This window comes from Bradyrhizobium sp., from assembly GCF_049519115.1.
Taxonomy (GTDB): domain Bacteria; phylum Pseudomonadota; class Alphaproteobacteria; order Rhizobiales; family Xanthobacteraceae; genus Bradyrhizobium.
Genome location: NZ_JBEKRB010000009.1, coordinates 43,392 through 57,821, shown reverse-complemented (window position 1 = coordinate 57,821; position 14,430 = coordinate 43,392). Strand labels below are relative to the sequence as shown.

16 protein-coding genes and 1 pseudogene are annotated in these 14,430 nt (G+C 62.1%); 11 read left to right on the top strand and 6 right to left on the bottom strand.

What is annotated here, in order from left to right; all coding sequences use genetic code 11:
• Positions 1–60: 60 nt before the first annotated feature.
• Both ABSE61_RS10130 and ABSE61_RS10125 read left to right on the top strand, forming a co-directional pair.
• Complete coding sequence (locus ABSE61_RS10130) at positions 61–261, top strand: DUF2065 domain-containing protein (protein WP_423870958.1); 201 nt, start codon at positions 61–63, stop codon at positions 259–261.
• A 220-nt stretch (positions 262–481) separates the two neighbouring features.
• A complete protein-coding gene (locus ABSE61_RS10125) occupies positions 482–1,999 on the top strand; it encodes a Do family serine endopeptidase (protein ID WP_423870957.1) in 1,518 nt (505 codons plus the stop codon).
• A 205-nt stretch (positions 2,000–2,204) separates the two neighbouring features.
• Here the strand turns inward: ABSE61_RS10125 and ABSE61_RS10120 are convergent, their stop codons facing one another.
• From ABSE61_RS10120 to serB, 4 genes are all read right to left on the bottom strand, one after another.
• Positions 2,205–2,495, bottom strand: a complete 291-nt coding sequence (locus ABSE61_RS10120) for a hypothetical protein (protein WP_423870956.1) — start codon at positions 2,493–2,495, stop codon at positions 2,205–2,207.
• A gap of 331 nt (positions 2,496–2,826) precedes the next feature.
• Positions 2,827–3,066, bottom strand: a complete 240-nt coding sequence (locus ABSE61_RS10115) for a DUF2442 domain-containing protein (RefSeq protein ID WP_423870955.1) — start codon at positions 3,064–3,066, stop codon at positions 2,827–2,829.
• Positions 3,067–3,070: 4 nt separating this feature from the next.
• Complete coding sequence (locus ABSE61_RS10110) at positions 3,071–3,286, bottom strand: DUF4160 domain-containing protein (protein WP_423870954.1); 216 nt, start codon at positions 3,284–3,286, stop codon at positions 3,071–3,073.
• Positions 3,287–4,183 carry a phosphoserine phosphatase SerB gene (serB, locus tag ABSE61_RS10105; RefSeq protein WP_423870953.1) on the bottom strand — a complete coding sequence of 299 codons (897 nt, stop codon included), beginning with the start codon at positions 4,181–4,183 and terminating at the stop codon, positions 3,287–3,289.
• Between serB and miaA the strand changes: the two genes are divergently transcribed.
• From miaA to ilvC, 8 genes are all read left to right on the top strand, one after another.
• Positions 4,182–5,111, top strand: coding sequence for a tRNA (adenosine(37)-N6)-dimethylallyltransferase MiaA (miaA, locus tag ABSE61_RS10100; protein ID WP_423870952.1), 930 nt, complete (start codon positions 4,182–4,184; stop codon positions 5,109–5,111). The two genes, serB and miaA, sit on opposite strands and share 2 nt — an antisense overlap.
• Positions 5,112–5,658: 547 nt before the next feature.
• On the top strand, positions 5,659–7,434 hold the full coding sequence (locus ABSE61_RS10095; RefSeq protein WP_423870951.1) for an acetolactate synthase 3 large subunit: 1,776 nt from the start codon (positions 5,659–5,661) through the stop codon (positions 7,432–7,434).
• Positions 7,435–7,651: 217 nt separating this feature from the next.
• Positions 7,652–8,635 carry a threonine dehydratase gene (locus tag ABSE61_RS10090; RefSeq protein ID WP_423870950.1) on the top strand — a complete coding sequence of 328 codons (984 nt, stop codon included), beginning with the start codon at positions 7,652–7,654 and terminating at the stop codon, positions 8,633–8,635.
• 173 nt (positions 8,636–8,808) lie between these two features.
• Complete coding sequence (gene ilvN / locus ABSE61_RS10085) at positions 8,809–9,351, top strand: acetolactate synthase small subunit (RefSeq protein WP_423870949.1); 543 nt, start codon at positions 8,809–8,811, stop codon at positions 9,349–9,351.
• A gap of 3 nt (positions 9,352–9,354) precedes the next feature.
• Positions 9,355–10,050: a class I SAM-dependent methyltransferase gene (locus ABSE61_RS10080; RefSeq protein WP_423870948.1), complete on the top strand. Its 696-nt coding sequence runs from the start codon at positions 9,355–9,357 to the stop codon at positions 10,048–10,050.
• 10 nt (positions 10,051–10,060) lie between these two features.
• Positions 10,061–10,942, top strand: a complete 882-nt coding sequence (locus tag ABSE61_RS10075) for an EamA family transporter (RefSeq protein ID WP_423870947.1) — start codon at positions 10,061–10,063, stop codon at positions 10,940–10,942.
• 2 nt (positions 10,943–10,944) lie between these two features.
• Positions 10,945–11,544 (top strand): LysE family translocator, encoded by a 600-nt coding sequence (locus ABSE61_RS10070; RefSeq protein ID WP_423870946.1) that lies wholly within the window; start codon positions 10,945–10,947, stop codon positions 11,542–11,544.
• A gap of 160 nt (positions 11,545–11,704) precedes the next feature.
• Entirely contained in the window at positions 11,705–12,724 is a 1,020-nt protein-coding gene (gene ilvC, locus ABSE61_RS10065; protein WP_423870945.1) for a ketol-acid reductoisomerase, read from the top strand.
• 162 nt (positions 12,725–12,886) lie between these two features.
• Here the strand turns inward: ilvC and ABSE61_RS10060 are convergent.
• A pseudogene (locus ABSE61_RS10060) lies at positions 12,887–13,172 on the bottom strand (GIY-YIG nuclease family protein).
• Positions 13,173–13,236: 64 nt separating this feature from the next.
• Positions 13,237–13,632: a RidA family protein gene (locus tag ABSE61_RS10055; protein WP_423870944.1), complete on the bottom strand. Its 396-nt coding sequence runs from the start codon at positions 13,630–13,632 to the stop codon at positions 13,237–13,239.
• Between the two features lie 171 nt (positions 13,633–13,803).
• Here ABSE61_RS10055 and ABSE61_RS10050 point away from each other — a divergent pair, with 171 nt between their 5' ends.
• Complete coding sequence (locus ABSE61_RS10050; protein ID WP_423870943.1) at positions 13,804–14,403, top strand: M24 family metallopeptidase; 600 nt, start codon at positions 13,804–13,806, stop codon at positions 14,401–14,403.
• Positions 14,404–14,430 lie beyond the last annotated feature (27 nt).

Here is a 14,430-nt window from a genome sequence, read left to right as displayed (position 1 = left end):
CCGAAGCGAAACGCGCTTCGGTTCAAAAAATAAAAGTTCAAAATGGGAGGTTTCGATCCGATGAGGTCCATAGCGTTCGCCGACTTCCTCATCGGTTTGGGAATCCTGTTTGTGCTCGAAGGTCTGATGTTCGCGGCGGTCCCGGCCTGGCTCAAACGGGCGATGAAAAGCGCGTTGGTGACGCCTGACAACATCTTGCGGGCCGCCGGTATCGGTTCGGCGGTGGCCGGTCTGATCCTGATCTGGGTGGTGCGCCGCTAAGCGGTGTTTCGTTTTAAGACCTGCCGCCTTTCTGGGCGTGTTCGGCCTCATTTGGCGGCGTCTGTTTTTCGCCCAAATGGTAGGCTCAAACGCTTGCGCGGTTACCCCCTTCGGGCGCAGTCTGGCGTTCAGCTTTCCGAGGTTCGTGCTTTTCTCGCGGCACCCGCGTCCACGAACTCAAGGCCACCCAATTCCGCTCCTTCGACAAGAGAGAACCGATATGACCGTTGCAATTGATGCCCCACGCCGTCGCCTGCGCCCGCTCGTGGCGGCAGCATGCCTGACGGCAAGTCTTGGGGCAGCAACCCTCCTGGCCTCGGCGTTTCCCGCAGCCGCGCGCGGCCCCGACGGCATCGCCGATGTTGCCGAGAAAGTGATCGACGCGGTGGTCAATATCTCGACCACGCAAACGGTCGAAGCCAAGGGCGGTCCCGGCGAGGGCCGGGGCGGCGCGGCTCCGCAACTGCCGCCGGGCTCGCCGTTCGAGGAATTCTTCGACGACTTCTTCAAGAATCGGCGCGGCGGTGGTCCGCGGAGCGGCGACATGCAGCCGCACAAGACCAACTCGCTGGGCTCGGGCTTCATCATCGATACGTCGGGCATTGTCGTGACCAACAATCACGTCATTGCGGACGCCGACGAGATCAACGTCATCCTCAACGACGGCACCAAGATCAAGGCCGATCTGGTCGGCGTCGACAAGAAGACCGACCTTGCGGTGTTGAAGTTCAAGCCGCCGCGGCAATTGACGGCGGTGAAGTTTGGCGATTCCGACAAACTGCGGCTCGGCGAATGGGTGATCGCGATCGGCAATCCCTTCAGCCTCGGCGGTACGGTGACCGCCGGCATCGTCTCGGCGCGCAACCGCGACATCTCGAACGGTCCCTATGACAACTACATCCAGACCGACGCCGCCATCAATCGCGGCAACTCCGGCGGCCCGCTGTTCAACCTCGACGGCGAAGTGATCGGCGTCAACACGCTGATCATCTCGCCGACCGGAGGTTCGATCGGCATCGGATTTGCGGTGCCATCCAAGACGGTGGCCGGCGTGGTCGACCAGCTTCAGAAGTTCGGCGAGTTGCGCCGCGGCTGGTTGGGAGTCCGCATTCAGCAGGTCACCGATGAAATCGCCGAAAGCCTCAACATCAAGCCCGCGCGCGGCGCATTGATTGCCGGCATTGACGAGAAGGGCCCTGCAAAACCAGCCGGCATCGAGCCCGGCGACGTTGTCGTCAAGTTCGACGGCAAGGACATCAAGGAGCCGAAGGACCTGTCGCGCGTCGTTGCCGACACCGCCGTCGGCAAGGAGGTCGATGTCGTCGTCATCCGCAAGGGCGAGGAGCAGACCAAGCGCGTGACGCTGGGACGGCTCGAGGACACCGACAAGCCGCAGCCGGCTTCCGCCAAGTCGACGCCGGAACCGGAAAAGCCGGTGACGCAAAAGGTGCTCGGGCTTGACCTTGCCAATCTCTCCAAGGACCTGCGTGGCCGCTACAAGATCAAGGACAGCGTCAAGGGCGTAGTTGTCACCGGTGTCGATAATGCTTCCGATGCCGCCGACAAGCGGCTCTCCGCCGGCGATGTCATTGTCGAAGTGGCGCAGGAGGCGGTCGCAAGCTCTGCCGACATCAAGAAGCGGGTCGAACAACTCAAGAAGGACGGCAAGAAGTCCGTGCTGCTTCTGGTGTCGAACGCCGATGGCGAACTGCGCTTCGTCGCGCTGAGCGTGCAGTAGGGCTTCAACCGCCTCCACGTACACTACGTCGTCCCCGCATACGCGGGGACCCATACGCCGCGGCTGCGCTTTTTTGGCGGGCTGGTCGGGGGCCTCGTTCCGATCATCCGCCGGTGGTTATGGGTCCGTGCTTTCGCAGGGACGACCACCGCTATCCTCCCACAAACTCCTCGCGCATAAAACCTTGCGAAACTTGCCGTAGCCGCTACTGCGCCGCGCCGGTCGCGGCCGCGTTGGCCGCCCTGACGGTTCCGTGGCGTGGGGTCAGCACCTCAAGCTGATGCGGCGAGGCGGGCATGGCGTTGCGCGTGAGCGTCGGCGTGGCCGTCTGCTCCTGGACGCCCGCCGACCCCATCACCGAAAGCTGGAGCGGCGTGGCCGGGAACGACGAGACTTCGTAGGTCGGAAGCTCTGCCGCGCCGACGGCGGCGCCTTGCAGGAGCGCGAAGGCAAGAACGGCAGTCGAGAGGAGATGTTTTGCGGAGAGGCGTTGCATGGGAAAGATCCATCAGGTGACGATGTTGCGAAGCGGGTGTGCCGCGATCGCATTTCGCCTCCCCTGGAGTCTCCCTGAGGACGTTCAACCGTTACTCGGGGGATTTAGCAACTCATGGCTTCGTGATCTGACGACAATAGCAGCCGAATATGTTCCGACCCCAAGTTTAAGCAGGATATTTCCTCTTTGGGTCGATGCGGGAACGATGATTCTTCGAAGTTGCGCGGCGCGATCGATTGAATTCTGCGGCTCGAGTTCGTGGTTAACCCGCCACAGACTCCTCGCGCAGATTACTTTGCGCAAATCCCCGCATAGGCCGGGCAAGAGTACATTATGACGCCGGACGCCCCTTTAGCATTCCGGCGACGCCGAGGTCCTCGTCCAGTTCGGGCCAGTGAATCCCCATGGGCATCAGCTCAAAATGAGCGCGCGCTGCACCGCTCGCGTTCAGCAATCGAGGGCACCATGCGAGCGGCGTTGCGATCCGGCGTCCATCGGCCAGCGTCACCACTAATTCGTCGGCCGTGAAAGCAACAGAGACCGGCCTGATGTCGCCGACATCAATTTCCAAGTACTCATGCCATTTGCTTTCGAGCTGTTCTCGGTGCGATCTCAGATAGCGGATAATAGATTTCGTGCGCGGGGAATCCCGTATTGGTGGCGACTGAAAGGTCGTGAAGCCAAAATTTGGCCTCTTGGTCGCCGGCTCTCACATGTACGTGCGGTGGTTCGTCCCGCTCATTCGAATAGAAAAACGCGCGATAAGGCCCCCAACGCAGAATAGTCGGCATTCACGCCCCCACAAACTCCTCGCGCCTGAACCCCTGCGCATACAACAACGCCGTGAGGTCGCCATAGTCGATGCGCGCGGCAGCAGCGGCTGCGACCGCCGGCTTGGCGTGGAAGGCAACGCCCAATCCTGCTTCGCCAATCATGCCGAGATCGTTGGCGCCGTCGCCCACGGCCAGCGTGTCGATGTTGTCGAGGTCCGCGGCTTCGCGCAGCTCGATGAGCGTTGCAAGCTTGGCGGCGCGGCCCAGAATAGGCTCCTTGACCTCGCCGGTCAGCTTTCCGTCTTGCACGACCAGCTCATTGCCGCGATTTTCCTGGAATCCAATTTTGGCCGCGATCGCTTGCGTGAACAACGTGAAGCCGCCGGAGATCAGACAAGTCCAACCTCCGTGGGCCTGCATGGTTGCGACCAGTTCGCGGCCGCCCGGCGTGAGCGTGATCCGCTCCTGGATGACCTTGTCGACGACATCGACCGGCAGGCCCTTGAGCAGCGCCACACGCTCGCGCAGCGCCGGTTCGAATTCGATCTCGCCGCGCATCGCGCGTTCGGTAATAGTTGCGACGTGAGCCTTGAGTCCGACGAAGTCGGCCAACTCGTCGATGCATTCCTGGCCGATCATGGTGGAATCCATGTCGGCCAGGAAAAGCTTCTTGCGCCGGGCGATCACGGGCTGCACCACGATATCAATGGGCAGGTCCTCGCGCGCCGCGCGCAGGCGCTCAGCTGTGGCGGCGATATCCTCACTGCCGTCGCCGAAGGGGATGTCGACGGCGACCTCATCGAACAGCCATTGCGCGGGTCCAGAAAAGGGCAGAATCGCGCGCGCGCCCTCGAGCACCGTGCTATCGAGTGCGGGATTGGCAGGATGGCAAATCAGTGTAGCGACAAGGGACATGAATTCGAAAGGCCATAACAACACTGCCGTGCTTATCGCAGGGCCGACCGCCAGCGGCAAGTCGGCCTTGGCGCTGGCGTTGGCTCGAAACACCAATGGCGTGATCATCAATACGGATTCCATGCAGGTCTATCGCGACCTGCGCGTGCTGACGGCGCGCCCCTCTCAACGCGAAGAAGCCGAAGTTCCGCATCGGCTCTATGGCCATGTCGATGCGGGTTTAAATTTTTCGGCCGGCGCCTGGGTCGCGGATGCGACCAAAGTGCTCGCGGAACTGCGCGCGCAACATCGCCTGGCCATCTTTGTCGGTGGCTCCGGTCTCTATTTCAAGGCGTTGACGCGCGGGCTCTCGGCCGTGCCGCCGATTCCGCCAGAGGTGCGCGAGGCGGTGCGCGCGCGGCTTGAGCGCGACGGCGTCGAGGCGCTGCATGCGGAGCTTTCGCGGCGCGATGCGGTTTCCGCCGAACGGCTCAAGCCGCGCGACCGCACCCGCGTAGCGCGCGCGTTTGAGGTGATCGAAACCACCGGACGGTCGCTGCCGGATTGGCATCGCGAGGGCCTGCCGCCGCTGTTGCCTGAAGGCACGTTCCGCGCGCTCTATCTTGCACCGGAGCGCGATGCGCTCTACGCGCGGATCGATGCGCGGTTCGAGGCGATGCTGGAAGCCGGCGCGCTGGAAGAGGTCGCACAGCTCGCCGCGCGAGAACTCGATCCGCTGTTGCCGGCGATGAAGGCGCATGGCGTGCCGGCGCTGATCCGCCACCTCAGGGGCGAGATCACGCGCGAAGAGGCCAGCGAGATCGGCCGCGCCGACACGCGTCATTACGCCAAGCGGCAATTCACCTGGTTTCGGCACCAGCTGCCGGAGTTCGAGTGGGTGAAGCCGGAAGCGGCGGGGGAGTGGGTGGAGGGAATGCTTCGCTCATAGTGCTTCCTTTCGTCGTCCCTGCGAAAGCAGGGACCCATAACCACCGGCGTTTGGTGGAAGCACACAGTGTCTACCCACTGTCCAAACGGAAAGGCCGCGGCGTATGGGTCCCCGCGTGCGCGGGGACGACAGATGCGTATAGGGTGCTAGGTCGCGCCCCGGAATGATGGCCCGGGCGTCCCGCATGCCTGCAAACCCAAAATTCACCCTCGCCGAAACCACCGAAGCCCGCTAGGGTTGATTTGAGCGCAATCGGTGGCCTCCGGCTTGACTTTCGGCCCTCAGCCAGTATGTTCGCGCAACCTTTGGGAAGTCCGAGCTGCTAAATGCGTAATATTATTGCCAAACTCCTTATTATCGTAGTCGTACCCAGGCGCGCCGCCGGGGATGGCTAGTTGCCATCCAAATTCGGACGGTGCGCCAGGGCCCTCTTCGGGGCCTTTTTTATTACCCAAACCTCAAGACCTGAAGCCTCAACCAGCCAGACGCCTTTCGAACCCGAAACACCGCGCCAAAGCGCATCCGGGCCAAGCCAAGGAAATACGTCATGAGTGACAAGAGCCACGATCCGAACCAGATGACCGGCGCCGCCATGATTGTGCGCGCGCTGATCGATCATGGCGTCCAGCACATTTTCGGCTATCCCGGCGGCGCCGTGCTTCCGATCTATGACGAGATTTTCCAGCAGAGCGAGGTCGAGCACATCCTGGTGCGGCACGAGCAGGGCGCCGGCCACGCCGCCGAGGGCTATGCGCGGTCGACCGGCAAGCCCGGCGTGGTGCTGGTGACCTCGGGGCCGGGCGCCACCAACATGGTGACGCCGCTTACCGACGCGCTGATGGATTCGATTCCCTTGGTCTGCATCACCGGTCAGGTGCCGACCCATCTGATCGGCAACGACGCGTTCCAGGAATGCGATACGATCGGCATCACGCGGCCCTGCACCAAGCACAACTGGCTGGTGCGCAATGTCAACGATCTTGCCAAGGTGCTGCACGAGGCGTTTTACGTCGCGAGCACCGGCCGTCCAGGGCCGGTGGTGGTCGACGTGCCGAAGGATGTGCAGTTTGCCGCCGGCACCTATCATCCGCCGCGCAAATCCGACGTGCATGTCTCCTACGCCCCGCGCGTCAAGGGCGATGCGATGCAAATCCGTAAAGCCGTGGCGTTGCTCGCCGGCGCCAAGCGGCCGGTGATCTATTCCGGCGGCGGCGTCATCAATGCCGGCCGCGAGGCTTCCAAGCTGTTGCGCGAGCTGGTCGAGGTCACGGGCTTTCCCATCACCTCGACCTTGATGGGGCTGGGCGCCTACCCGGCCTCGGGCAAGAACTGGCTGGGTATGTTGGGTATGCACGGCACCTATGAGGCCAACATGGCCATGCATGATTGCGACGTCATGCTGTGCGTCGGCGCGCGCTTCGACGACCGCATCACCGGGCGCACCGATGCGTTCTCGCCAGGTTCGAAGAAGATCCACATCGATATCGATCCGTCCTCGATCAACAAGAACATCCGCGTCGATGTGCCGATCATTGGGGACGCCGCCAACGTGCTCGGCGATATCCTGCAGGTGTTCAAGGCCGAAGCGAAAAAGCCCGACATCAAGGCCTGGTGGGCGGGAATCGCGAAATGGCGCGCGCGCAATTCGCTGTCCTACAAGAAGAACAACGATGTCATCCTGCCGCAATTCGCGATCCAGAAGCTGTTCGAGGCCACGCGCGGCAAGGACACCTACATCACCACCGAAGTCGGCCAGCATCAGATGTGGGCGGCGCAGTTCTTCGGCTTTGAGGAGCCGCACCGCTGGATGACCTCAGGCGGTCTCGGCACCATGGGTTATGGCCTGCCGGCTGCGCTCGGCGTGCAGGTCGCGCACCGCGACAGCCTCGTCATCGACATCGCGGGCGATGCCTCGGTGCAGATGACGATCCAGGAAATGTCGACCGCGGTTCAGCATGAGCTGCCGATCAAGATCTTCATCCTGAACAACCAGTACATGGGCATGGTGCGGCAGTGGCAGCAGCTGTTGCACGGCAACCGCCTGTCGCATTCCTATTCCGAGGCGCTGCCGGATTTCGTCAAGCTCGCGGATGCTTACGGCTGCGTCGGTTTGCAGGCGATCAAGCCTGCCGATCTCGACGGCGCGATCAAGGAGATGATCAAGGTCAAGCGCCCGGTGCTGTTCGATTGCCGGGTGGCGTCGCTGGAAAACTGCTTCCCGATGATCCCGTCCGGCAAGGCGCACAACGAAATGCTGTTGCCGGCGGAAGCCAACGACGAAGCGACCGCGGAAGCCTTTGCCGCCGGCAAGGCGCTGGTGTGACCGGGTGCGAGCATGATTGAACCATCAGCACGCGGCTTCTTTCTTCACCTCCCCCTGAAAGGGGGAGGTCGGCATGCTCCCAAGCGCTTTTGCGCTATGGAGCGTGCCGGGAGGGGGTCTGTTTATCAAATCGACCTCAACGCGTCATCTGACCCCGACCCCAACCCTCCCCCTTTCAGGGGGAGGGAGTGCTCCGTCGTCGCTTGGGAGCACTACCATGTTTAACCTCACCGAACTCGAAGGCGCGCAGACAATCGTCCATGCGGCGATGAGGCCTACGGCTGCGCACGCCTGGCCGCTGCTGGCACAACGGCTCGGCACCGACGTCGTCGTCAAGCACGAAAACCACACGCCGACCGGCGCCTTCAAGGTGCGCGGCGGGCTGATTTATATCGATCGGCTCAAGCGCGAGCGGCCGCAAACGGCCGGCATCATCTCGGCGACCACAGGCAATCACGGCCAGAGCCTCGCGTTTGCCGCCGGCCGCAACAACGTGCCGGTGACGATTTATGTGCCGCACGGCAATTCGGTCGAGAAGAATCGCGCGATGAAGGCGTTCGGCGCCAACCTCATCGAACACGGCGAGGATTTCGAGGCGGCGCGCAGCGAAGCCAAACGCCATGCAGAGCGTGACGGGCTCGAGATCGTGCCGTCCTTCCATCCTGACCTGGTGCTGGGCGTTGCCACCTACGCACTGGAACTGTTTCGCAGCCAGCCCGATCTCGACGTGCTGTATGTGCCGATCGGGCAGGGCTCCGGCATCTCCGGCTGCATCCTGGCGCGCGACCTGCTCGGCCTGAAGACCGAGATCGTCGGCGTGCAGTCGACCGAAGCGCCTTGCTATGCGCTGTCGTTCAAGGCGGGCACGATCGTGAGCACCAACTCCTGCAACACCCGCGCCGACGGCATGGCGACCCGCATTCCGGACCCGGACTCGTTTGAAATCATCCGCAAGGGTGCCTCACACATCGTCGAGGTCACCGACGAGGAGATCGGCGAAGCGATCCGCAGCTACTGGAGGGATACGCATAATCTCGCCGAAGGCGCCGGCGCAGCGCCGCTGGCCGCTGCTTTCCAGGAGAAGGCAAGACTGCGCGGCAAGCGCGTCGGCCTGATCCTGAGTGGCGGCAATATCGATTTCGAGTTGTTTCGCAAATGGGTAATGGCGGATAGCGCCGTCGAAAAGGTCATGATGGCATGAACGGAACAACCGCCAATGTAGCCGTCATGCCCGGCCTTGTGCCGGGCATCCACGTCTTTCTTCCCACGAAGGATAAGACGTGGATGAGCCGGGCATAGGCGAGCGGAAGCGACGCCGTTCTTCGAACGGCTGCGCCCGGCCATGACGAAGAGGATACCGAAGGGGACTTACCAATGAACCAGCCCGCATCCGCCTACTTCATGGACGAGCGCCACGTCCCTACCGAGTCGCACACGCTTTCGGTGCTGGTGCAGAACGAGCCGGGCGTGCTCGCCCGCGTGATCGGGCTGTTCTCCGGGCGCGGCTACAACATCGAAAGCCTCACCGTCTCGGAAACCGAAAGTCAGAAGCACCTTTCCCGCATCACCATCGTCACGACAGGTACGCCGATGGTGATCGAGCAGATCAAGCATCAGCTCGACCGCATGGTGCCGGTCTATCGCGTCGTCGACATGACGCTGACCGGCCGCTCGATCGAGCGCGAGCTCGCGATGGTGAAGGTGCGCGGCACCGGCGACCATCGCGTCGAGTCGCTGCGGCTCGCCGAAGCCTTTCGTGCGCGCGTGATCGACGCCACCACCGAAAGCTTCGTGTTCGAGATCACCGGCAACTCCGCCAAGATCAACCAGTTCATCGAGCTGATGCGCCCGCTCGGCCTGGTTGAGGTTTCGCGCACCGGCGTCGCCGCCATTGCGCGGGGGCCTGAGGGGATGTGAGCCATGCTGGCGCGCGACTGGTATTATAACCAACGCCGGAAGATCGGACTCGATTCTGCGGTCGCCTCGCTTTACGACGGCCACGACGATAGCGACCTGCGCGCTCGCACCGCGTTGTCCGCCCTCGGGGTGCGGCCCGGCTGGCGGATCGCCGATATCGGCTGCGGCAACGGCGTTTTGGCGTGCGAGGCCGCGCTGATGGGCGCCCAGGTCGATGCGATCGATATTTCGCCGGCGATGCTGGCGCTGGCGGAAATCTGCGCCCGCGACCGCAAGGTCGCGATCCGCACCCAGTCGGCGGGGCTCCTGAGCTTTGCCTATCAGCCCAATAGCTACGACCTGATCGTCAGCGAATTCACGCTGCATCATCTGCCGGATTTCTGGAAGGCGGTGGCGCTGTCGCGGATCTTCGCGGCATTGAAGCCCGGTGCGAATTTCTATCTGCGCGACATCGTGTTCGTGCGAACGCCAGATGGCGGCGAGCGCGACGTCGAGGAATGGGCGGAGTTTTCCATCACCAACCACGACTTCAACCGCGACAGCGTCGTCACCCATATGCGCGACGAGTATTCGACGTTCGGCTGGGTGATCGAGCGCATGCTTGGCGATGCCGGCTTTGTGCTGATGTCGGCCGATTACCATGCCCCGTTGCACGGCACTTATCTGTTGCACAAACCGAAACACGGCGAGCAGGGCTAGAAAAGCAACAATGAAACCGGCCGACGTTTGCATTGCAGTCCTGGTCGCGGTGATCTGGGGGCTCGCCTTTGTCGCGAGCCGGATCGCGCTTGACGAATTGTCGCCGACGATGCTGACGGCGCTGCGGTTTGCGATCGGGGCTCTGCCATGCCTGTTTGTGCCGCGGCCGAAGGTCGCCTGGCCGATCCTGATCGCGATCAGCTTCACGCTGTTTCTCGGCCAGTTCCTGACGCAGGCTTACGGGATCGGCCACGGCGTTCCGGTCGGGCTTACCAGCGTGATCGTGCAGAGCCAGGCGCTGTTCACGGTCGGCTTTGCAGCCCTGTTGCTCGACGAACGTCCCTCGCGGGTGCAGACGCTCGGCATTGCGATTGCAGCCGGCGGCCTTCTGATGATCTGCGGCACCGTCGGCTATGACTTCAGCGTCCAGGCCTTTGCCGTGTTGATGTTCTCTCCGATTTTCTTTGCAGCCGGCAATCTATTGTTGCGACAGGCGCCGGGCGTGCCGATGTTCGATTTGTCCACCTGGCTCTGTCTGATCGCCGCCGTGCCGCTGCTCGCGCTGGCCGTTGTCGGTGACGGGGCGCAGCCGACATGGCATGCGCTGTCGCACATGTCGCTCAAGGTTCTCATTTGCATGCTCGTCATTGGGCTTGTGTCCACCTGCACGGCCTATTGGCTATGGGGGCGGTTGCTGCGCGATTACACCGCAGCGCAGGTGGTGCCGTTTGCTTTGTTGGTGCCATTTGTCGGTTCGGCGGCCTCCAGTATCGTCTTCAATGAAACCTTCGGGCCGCTGCGATTGGCGGGCATGCTCACCGTGGTCGCCGGCATCGCCGTGATGCTGCTGTCGAAGCGCGCGCAGGTCCTCCCGAAGGTCGTGGGAGCTTGACGATGTCGCACTCGCTTGTGGCCGCCTTCATCCTGTTTGCCGCGGTGATGTATTTCACGCCGGGGCCGAACAACATCATGGTGATGTCGTCCGGCCTGACCTACGGCTTTCGCCGTACGCTGCCGCATATCGCCGGCGTTACTTTCGGGTTTGCCTTCATGGTCGGCGCGGTCGGGCTTGGCTTTGGCACAATCTTCATCGCCTTTCCGGTGTTGCAGACCGTCCTCAAATATGCCGGCGCCGCCTATCTGATTTATCTTGCGGTTGTCATCGCGATGTCAGGGCCGCCCGAGCCGGGTGAAACCGGCCGCGGTCCCCTGACCTTCTGGGGCGCGGCGATGTTCCAGTGGGTCAACGTCAAGGGCTGGGTGTTTGTGATTGGCACCATCACCGCCTATGCGGATATTGCCAGCTTTCCCTTGAATATTGTCATGCAGACCGCAGTTTGCCTCTTGCTGGGCGTTTTGGCCTGCGGGACCTGGACGCTGTTCGGCACCGCCTTGCGGCCATTCCTGAGCTCGCCTGCCGCGGTGCGCGCCTTCAATCTCGTGATGGCCGTGCTGCTGCTGGCCTCGCTCTATCCGGTCTTGATGGACGCATAAGAGGGCCAAAAACCATGCGAGAACAGGGTTACCCTGCCTCGGAAAATGTTTTAGACCACGCCGGAAATTCCTGGGCGACCGGCGGTCCTTCTACCTGAATGCCTGACCCATCAAGCCTGATCCATGGGCCGATTTCGGCCCCTTACTCGAGGAAACCAACATGCGTGTTTATTACGATCGCGACGCCGACCTGAACCTGATCAAGGGCAAGAAGGTCGTCATCGTCGGCTACGGCAGCCAGGGCCACGCCCATGCGCTGAACCTGAAGGATTCCGGCGTCAAGGAAGTCGCCATCGCGCTGCGCAAGGGCTCGGCCTCGGCCAAGAAGGCGGAAACCGCCGGCTTCAAGGTGATGGAAGTCGCCGAGGCCGCCAAATGGGCCGATCTCGTGATGATGCTCACGCCCGACGAATTGCAGGGCGATATCTATCGCGAGCACCTGCACGACAACATGAAGAAGGGCGCCGCACTGGTGTTCGCCCACGGCCTCAACGTGCACTTCAACCTGCTCGATCCGCGCGCCGATCTCGACGTGCTGATGATCGCCCCGAAGGGCCCCGGCCACACCGTGCGCTCGGAATATCAGCGCGGCGGCGGCGTGCCTTGTTTGATCGCGATCGCCAAGGACATCTCGGGCAACGCCCATGATCTCGGCCTGAGCTATGCGTCGGCGATCGGCGGCGGCCGCGCCGGCATCATCGAGACCACGTTCAAGGAAGAGTGCGAGACCGATCTGTTCGGCGAGCAGGTGGTACTCTGCGGCGGCCTGGTCGAACTGATCAAGGGTGGCTACGAGACGCTGGTCGAAGCCGGCTACGCGCCGGAGATGGCCTATTTCGAGTGCCTCCACGAAGTGAAGCTGATCGTCGACCTGATCTATGAAGGCGGCATCGCCAACATGAACTACTCGATCTCCAACACCGCCGAATATGGCGAGTACGTCACCGGACCGCGCATCATCACCGACGAGACCAAGAAGGAAATGCGCAAGGTCCTCGCCGACATCCAGGGCGGCAAGTTCGCCCGCGACTGGATGCTGGAGAACAAGGTCAACCAGACCTCGTTCAAGGCGACCCGCGCCAAGCTCGCCACCCACCCAATCGAGGAAGTCGGCGCCAAGCTCCGCGACATGATGCCGTGGATCAAGAAGGGCGCTCTCGTTGATAAGACCAAGAACTAGGGCTTGATCCACGCTCTTATTTGCGAGATCGCGCAAGCGCGATCTCGGTGATCAAGAAGGGCGCGCTGGTGGACAAGACGAAGAACTAGGGCTTGATCCATAAGAGCCGTCATTCCGGGACGCGCCTCTTGGGCGCGGGCCCGGAATCCATAACCACAGGCCTCAGTTGGAAATGCCGGGGTAAAGATCGCTCCACTCCGGATTTTGTTCTTCGATCGGCCGAATCTTCCGGTCGCCCCGCCACTTCTTGAGCTCTTTCGCGCGCGATCGCGGTGGCCGCGTCCTCGTAGATTTCAAACCAAACCAGCTTATCTACGCAGTAGCGCGTCGAAAAACCGCCGACTGCCTTGGTTCGGTGTTCGTAAACTCGCCTAACGACGTCGTTGGTCACGCCGAGATAAAGCGTGCCGTGCTTCTTGCTCGCAAGCAGATAGACGTAAAAAGCCATCACAGCGAGTGGTGGTTATGGATTCCGGGCTCGCCCTTCGGGCGCCCCGGAATGACGGAGTTAGCTACGCCGCCGCGATGCAGTCGATCTCGATATCGAACGGACCGAACCATTTCGGCACGCAGACAAAGATGCGTGCCGGCGGGTTGTTGGGGAAATACCGGTCGTAGATCGCGTTGACGGCGGCGAACTTTTCCGCCGAGGTGCAATAGACATTGCACTTGAGCACCTGGTCGAGCGAGGAGCCCGCGGTCTCCACGCAGAGTTTCAACTGCGCCAGCACGAGCTCAGTTTGCCGCTCGACCGTCGCATCGACAACGACGCTGCCGGTTGCGGGGTCGAAGGGCGGGAGTCCCGAGACGTAGACCGTATCGTTGTGCCGCGTGGCGATGCAGGCGGGCGCCTTCACCCGTTCCAGGTATGTCGACAACGGCTCGACGCGGATCACTTCTCTGGTCATCTGGTCTTCTCCGGTTAGACAGCGATCATGACACAAGGGATGTACACGATGCTTCGATATCAATCGAAGCGTCCATGCCGCGCTCGCAAAACCTGCTCCCGCCTGTCAATTGAACGGCGAGATCGAATTCCCGGGCACATGCATGGCAACCTTGATCGCGGAGCTTCCGGTTTGAAACAGGAAAAAGAAACCCCGTCGGATCGCCGCGCGGCTTTGGTTTCCGCCGAGCAGCGCGCATCGACGCTGTTTGACGAGATCGAAAGGCGCGGACTTGTCAGGGCGGGCCGAACCGAGCGAGACGTCGAACAGGAAATTTACGCCATTGCGTTGCAACAGTTCGGCGTCGAGAAACATTGGCACAAGCGCATCGCGCGCGCCGGCGCCAATACGCTGACGCTTGCGGCCGATAACCCTCCTGTTCGCAACATCGAGCGGGACGACATCGTCTATCTCGATTTGGGGCCGGTGTTCGAGGACTGGGAAGCCGATCTTGGCCGCACCTACATTTTGGGTAATCACCCCGGAGCACCGCTGGTCGAAGCGCTGCCGGTCATCTTCGACAGGGTCCAGTCTCATTATCATGCGTCACCTGACATAAACTGGCGCGGAGCTTTACGCGTTTGCGCAACAAGCGGCGGCCGACGCCGGCTGGATTTTTGGTGGCGCCATCGCCGGCCATCTGGTCAGCGAGTTCGCTCACGCGCTTATTCCCGGCGACAAAAACCTGAATCGTATCTATCCGGGCAATCCGAAACGGATGCGCGATCCTGACGAGCTTGGCCGCGAACGGACACTGGA

What these genes read in the sequence shown, in the direction of transcription:
- ilvN (WP_423870949.1), top strand. Translation starts at nt 8,809, where the DNA reads ATGAACCAGCCCGCATCCGCCTACTTCATGGACGAGCGCCACGTCCCT.
- serB (WP_423870953.1), bottom strand. Translation starts at nt 4,183, where the DNA reads ATGTCCCTTGTCGCTACACTGATTTGCCATCCTGCCAATCCCGCACTC.
- ABSE61_RS10075 (WP_423870947.1), top strand. Translation starts at nt 10,061, where the DNA reads ATGAAACCGGCCGACGTTTGCATTGCAGTCCTGGTCGCGGTGATCTGG.
- ABSE61_RS10070 (WP_423870946.1), top strand. Translation starts at nt 10,945, where the DNA reads ATGTCGCACTCGCTTGTGGCCGCCTTCATCCTGTTTGCCGCGGTGATG.
- ABSE61_RS10125 (WP_423870957.1), top strand. Translation starts at nt 482, where the DNA reads ATGACCGTTGCAATTGATGCCCCACGCCGTCGCCTGCGCCCGCTCGTG.
- ABSE61_RS10110 (WP_423870954.1), bottom strand. Translation starts at nt 3,286, where the DNA reads ATGCCGACTATTCTGCGTTGGGGGCCTTATCGCGCGTTTTTCTATTCG.
- ABSE61_RS10120 (WP_423870956.1), bottom strand. Translation starts at nt 2,495, where the DNA reads ATGCAACGCCTCTCCGCAAAACATCTCCTCTCGACTGCCGTTCTTGCC.
- miaA (WP_423870952.1), top strand. Translation starts at nt 4,182, where the DNA reads ATGAATTCGAAAGGCCATAACAACACTGCCGTGCTTATCGCAGGGCCG.
- ABSE61_RS10090 (WP_423870950.1), top strand. Translation starts at nt 7,652, where the DNA reads ATGTTTAACCTCACCGAACTCGAAGGCGCGCAGACAATCGTCCATGCG.
- ABSE61_RS10130 (WP_423870958.1), top strand. Translation starts at nt 61, where the DNA reads ATGAGGTCCATAGCGTTCGCCGACTTCCTCATCGGTTTGGGAATCCTG.
- ABSE61_RS10080 (WP_423870948.1), top strand. Translation starts at nt 9,355, where the DNA reads ATGCTGGCGCGCGACTGGTATTATAACCAACGCCGGAAGATCGGACTC.
- ABSE61_RS10055 (WP_423870944.1), bottom strand. Translation starts at nt 13,632, where the DNA reads ATGACCAGAGAAGTGATCCGCGTCGAGCCGTTGTCGACATACCTGGAA.
- ABSE61_RS10095 (WP_423870951.1), top strand. Translation starts at nt 5,659, where the DNA reads ATGAGTGACAAGAGCCACGATCCGAACCAGATGACCGGCGCCGCCATG.
- ilvC (WP_423870945.1), top strand. Translation starts at nt 11,705, where the DNA reads ATGCGTGTTTATTACGATCGCGACGCCGACCTGAACCTGATCAAGGGC.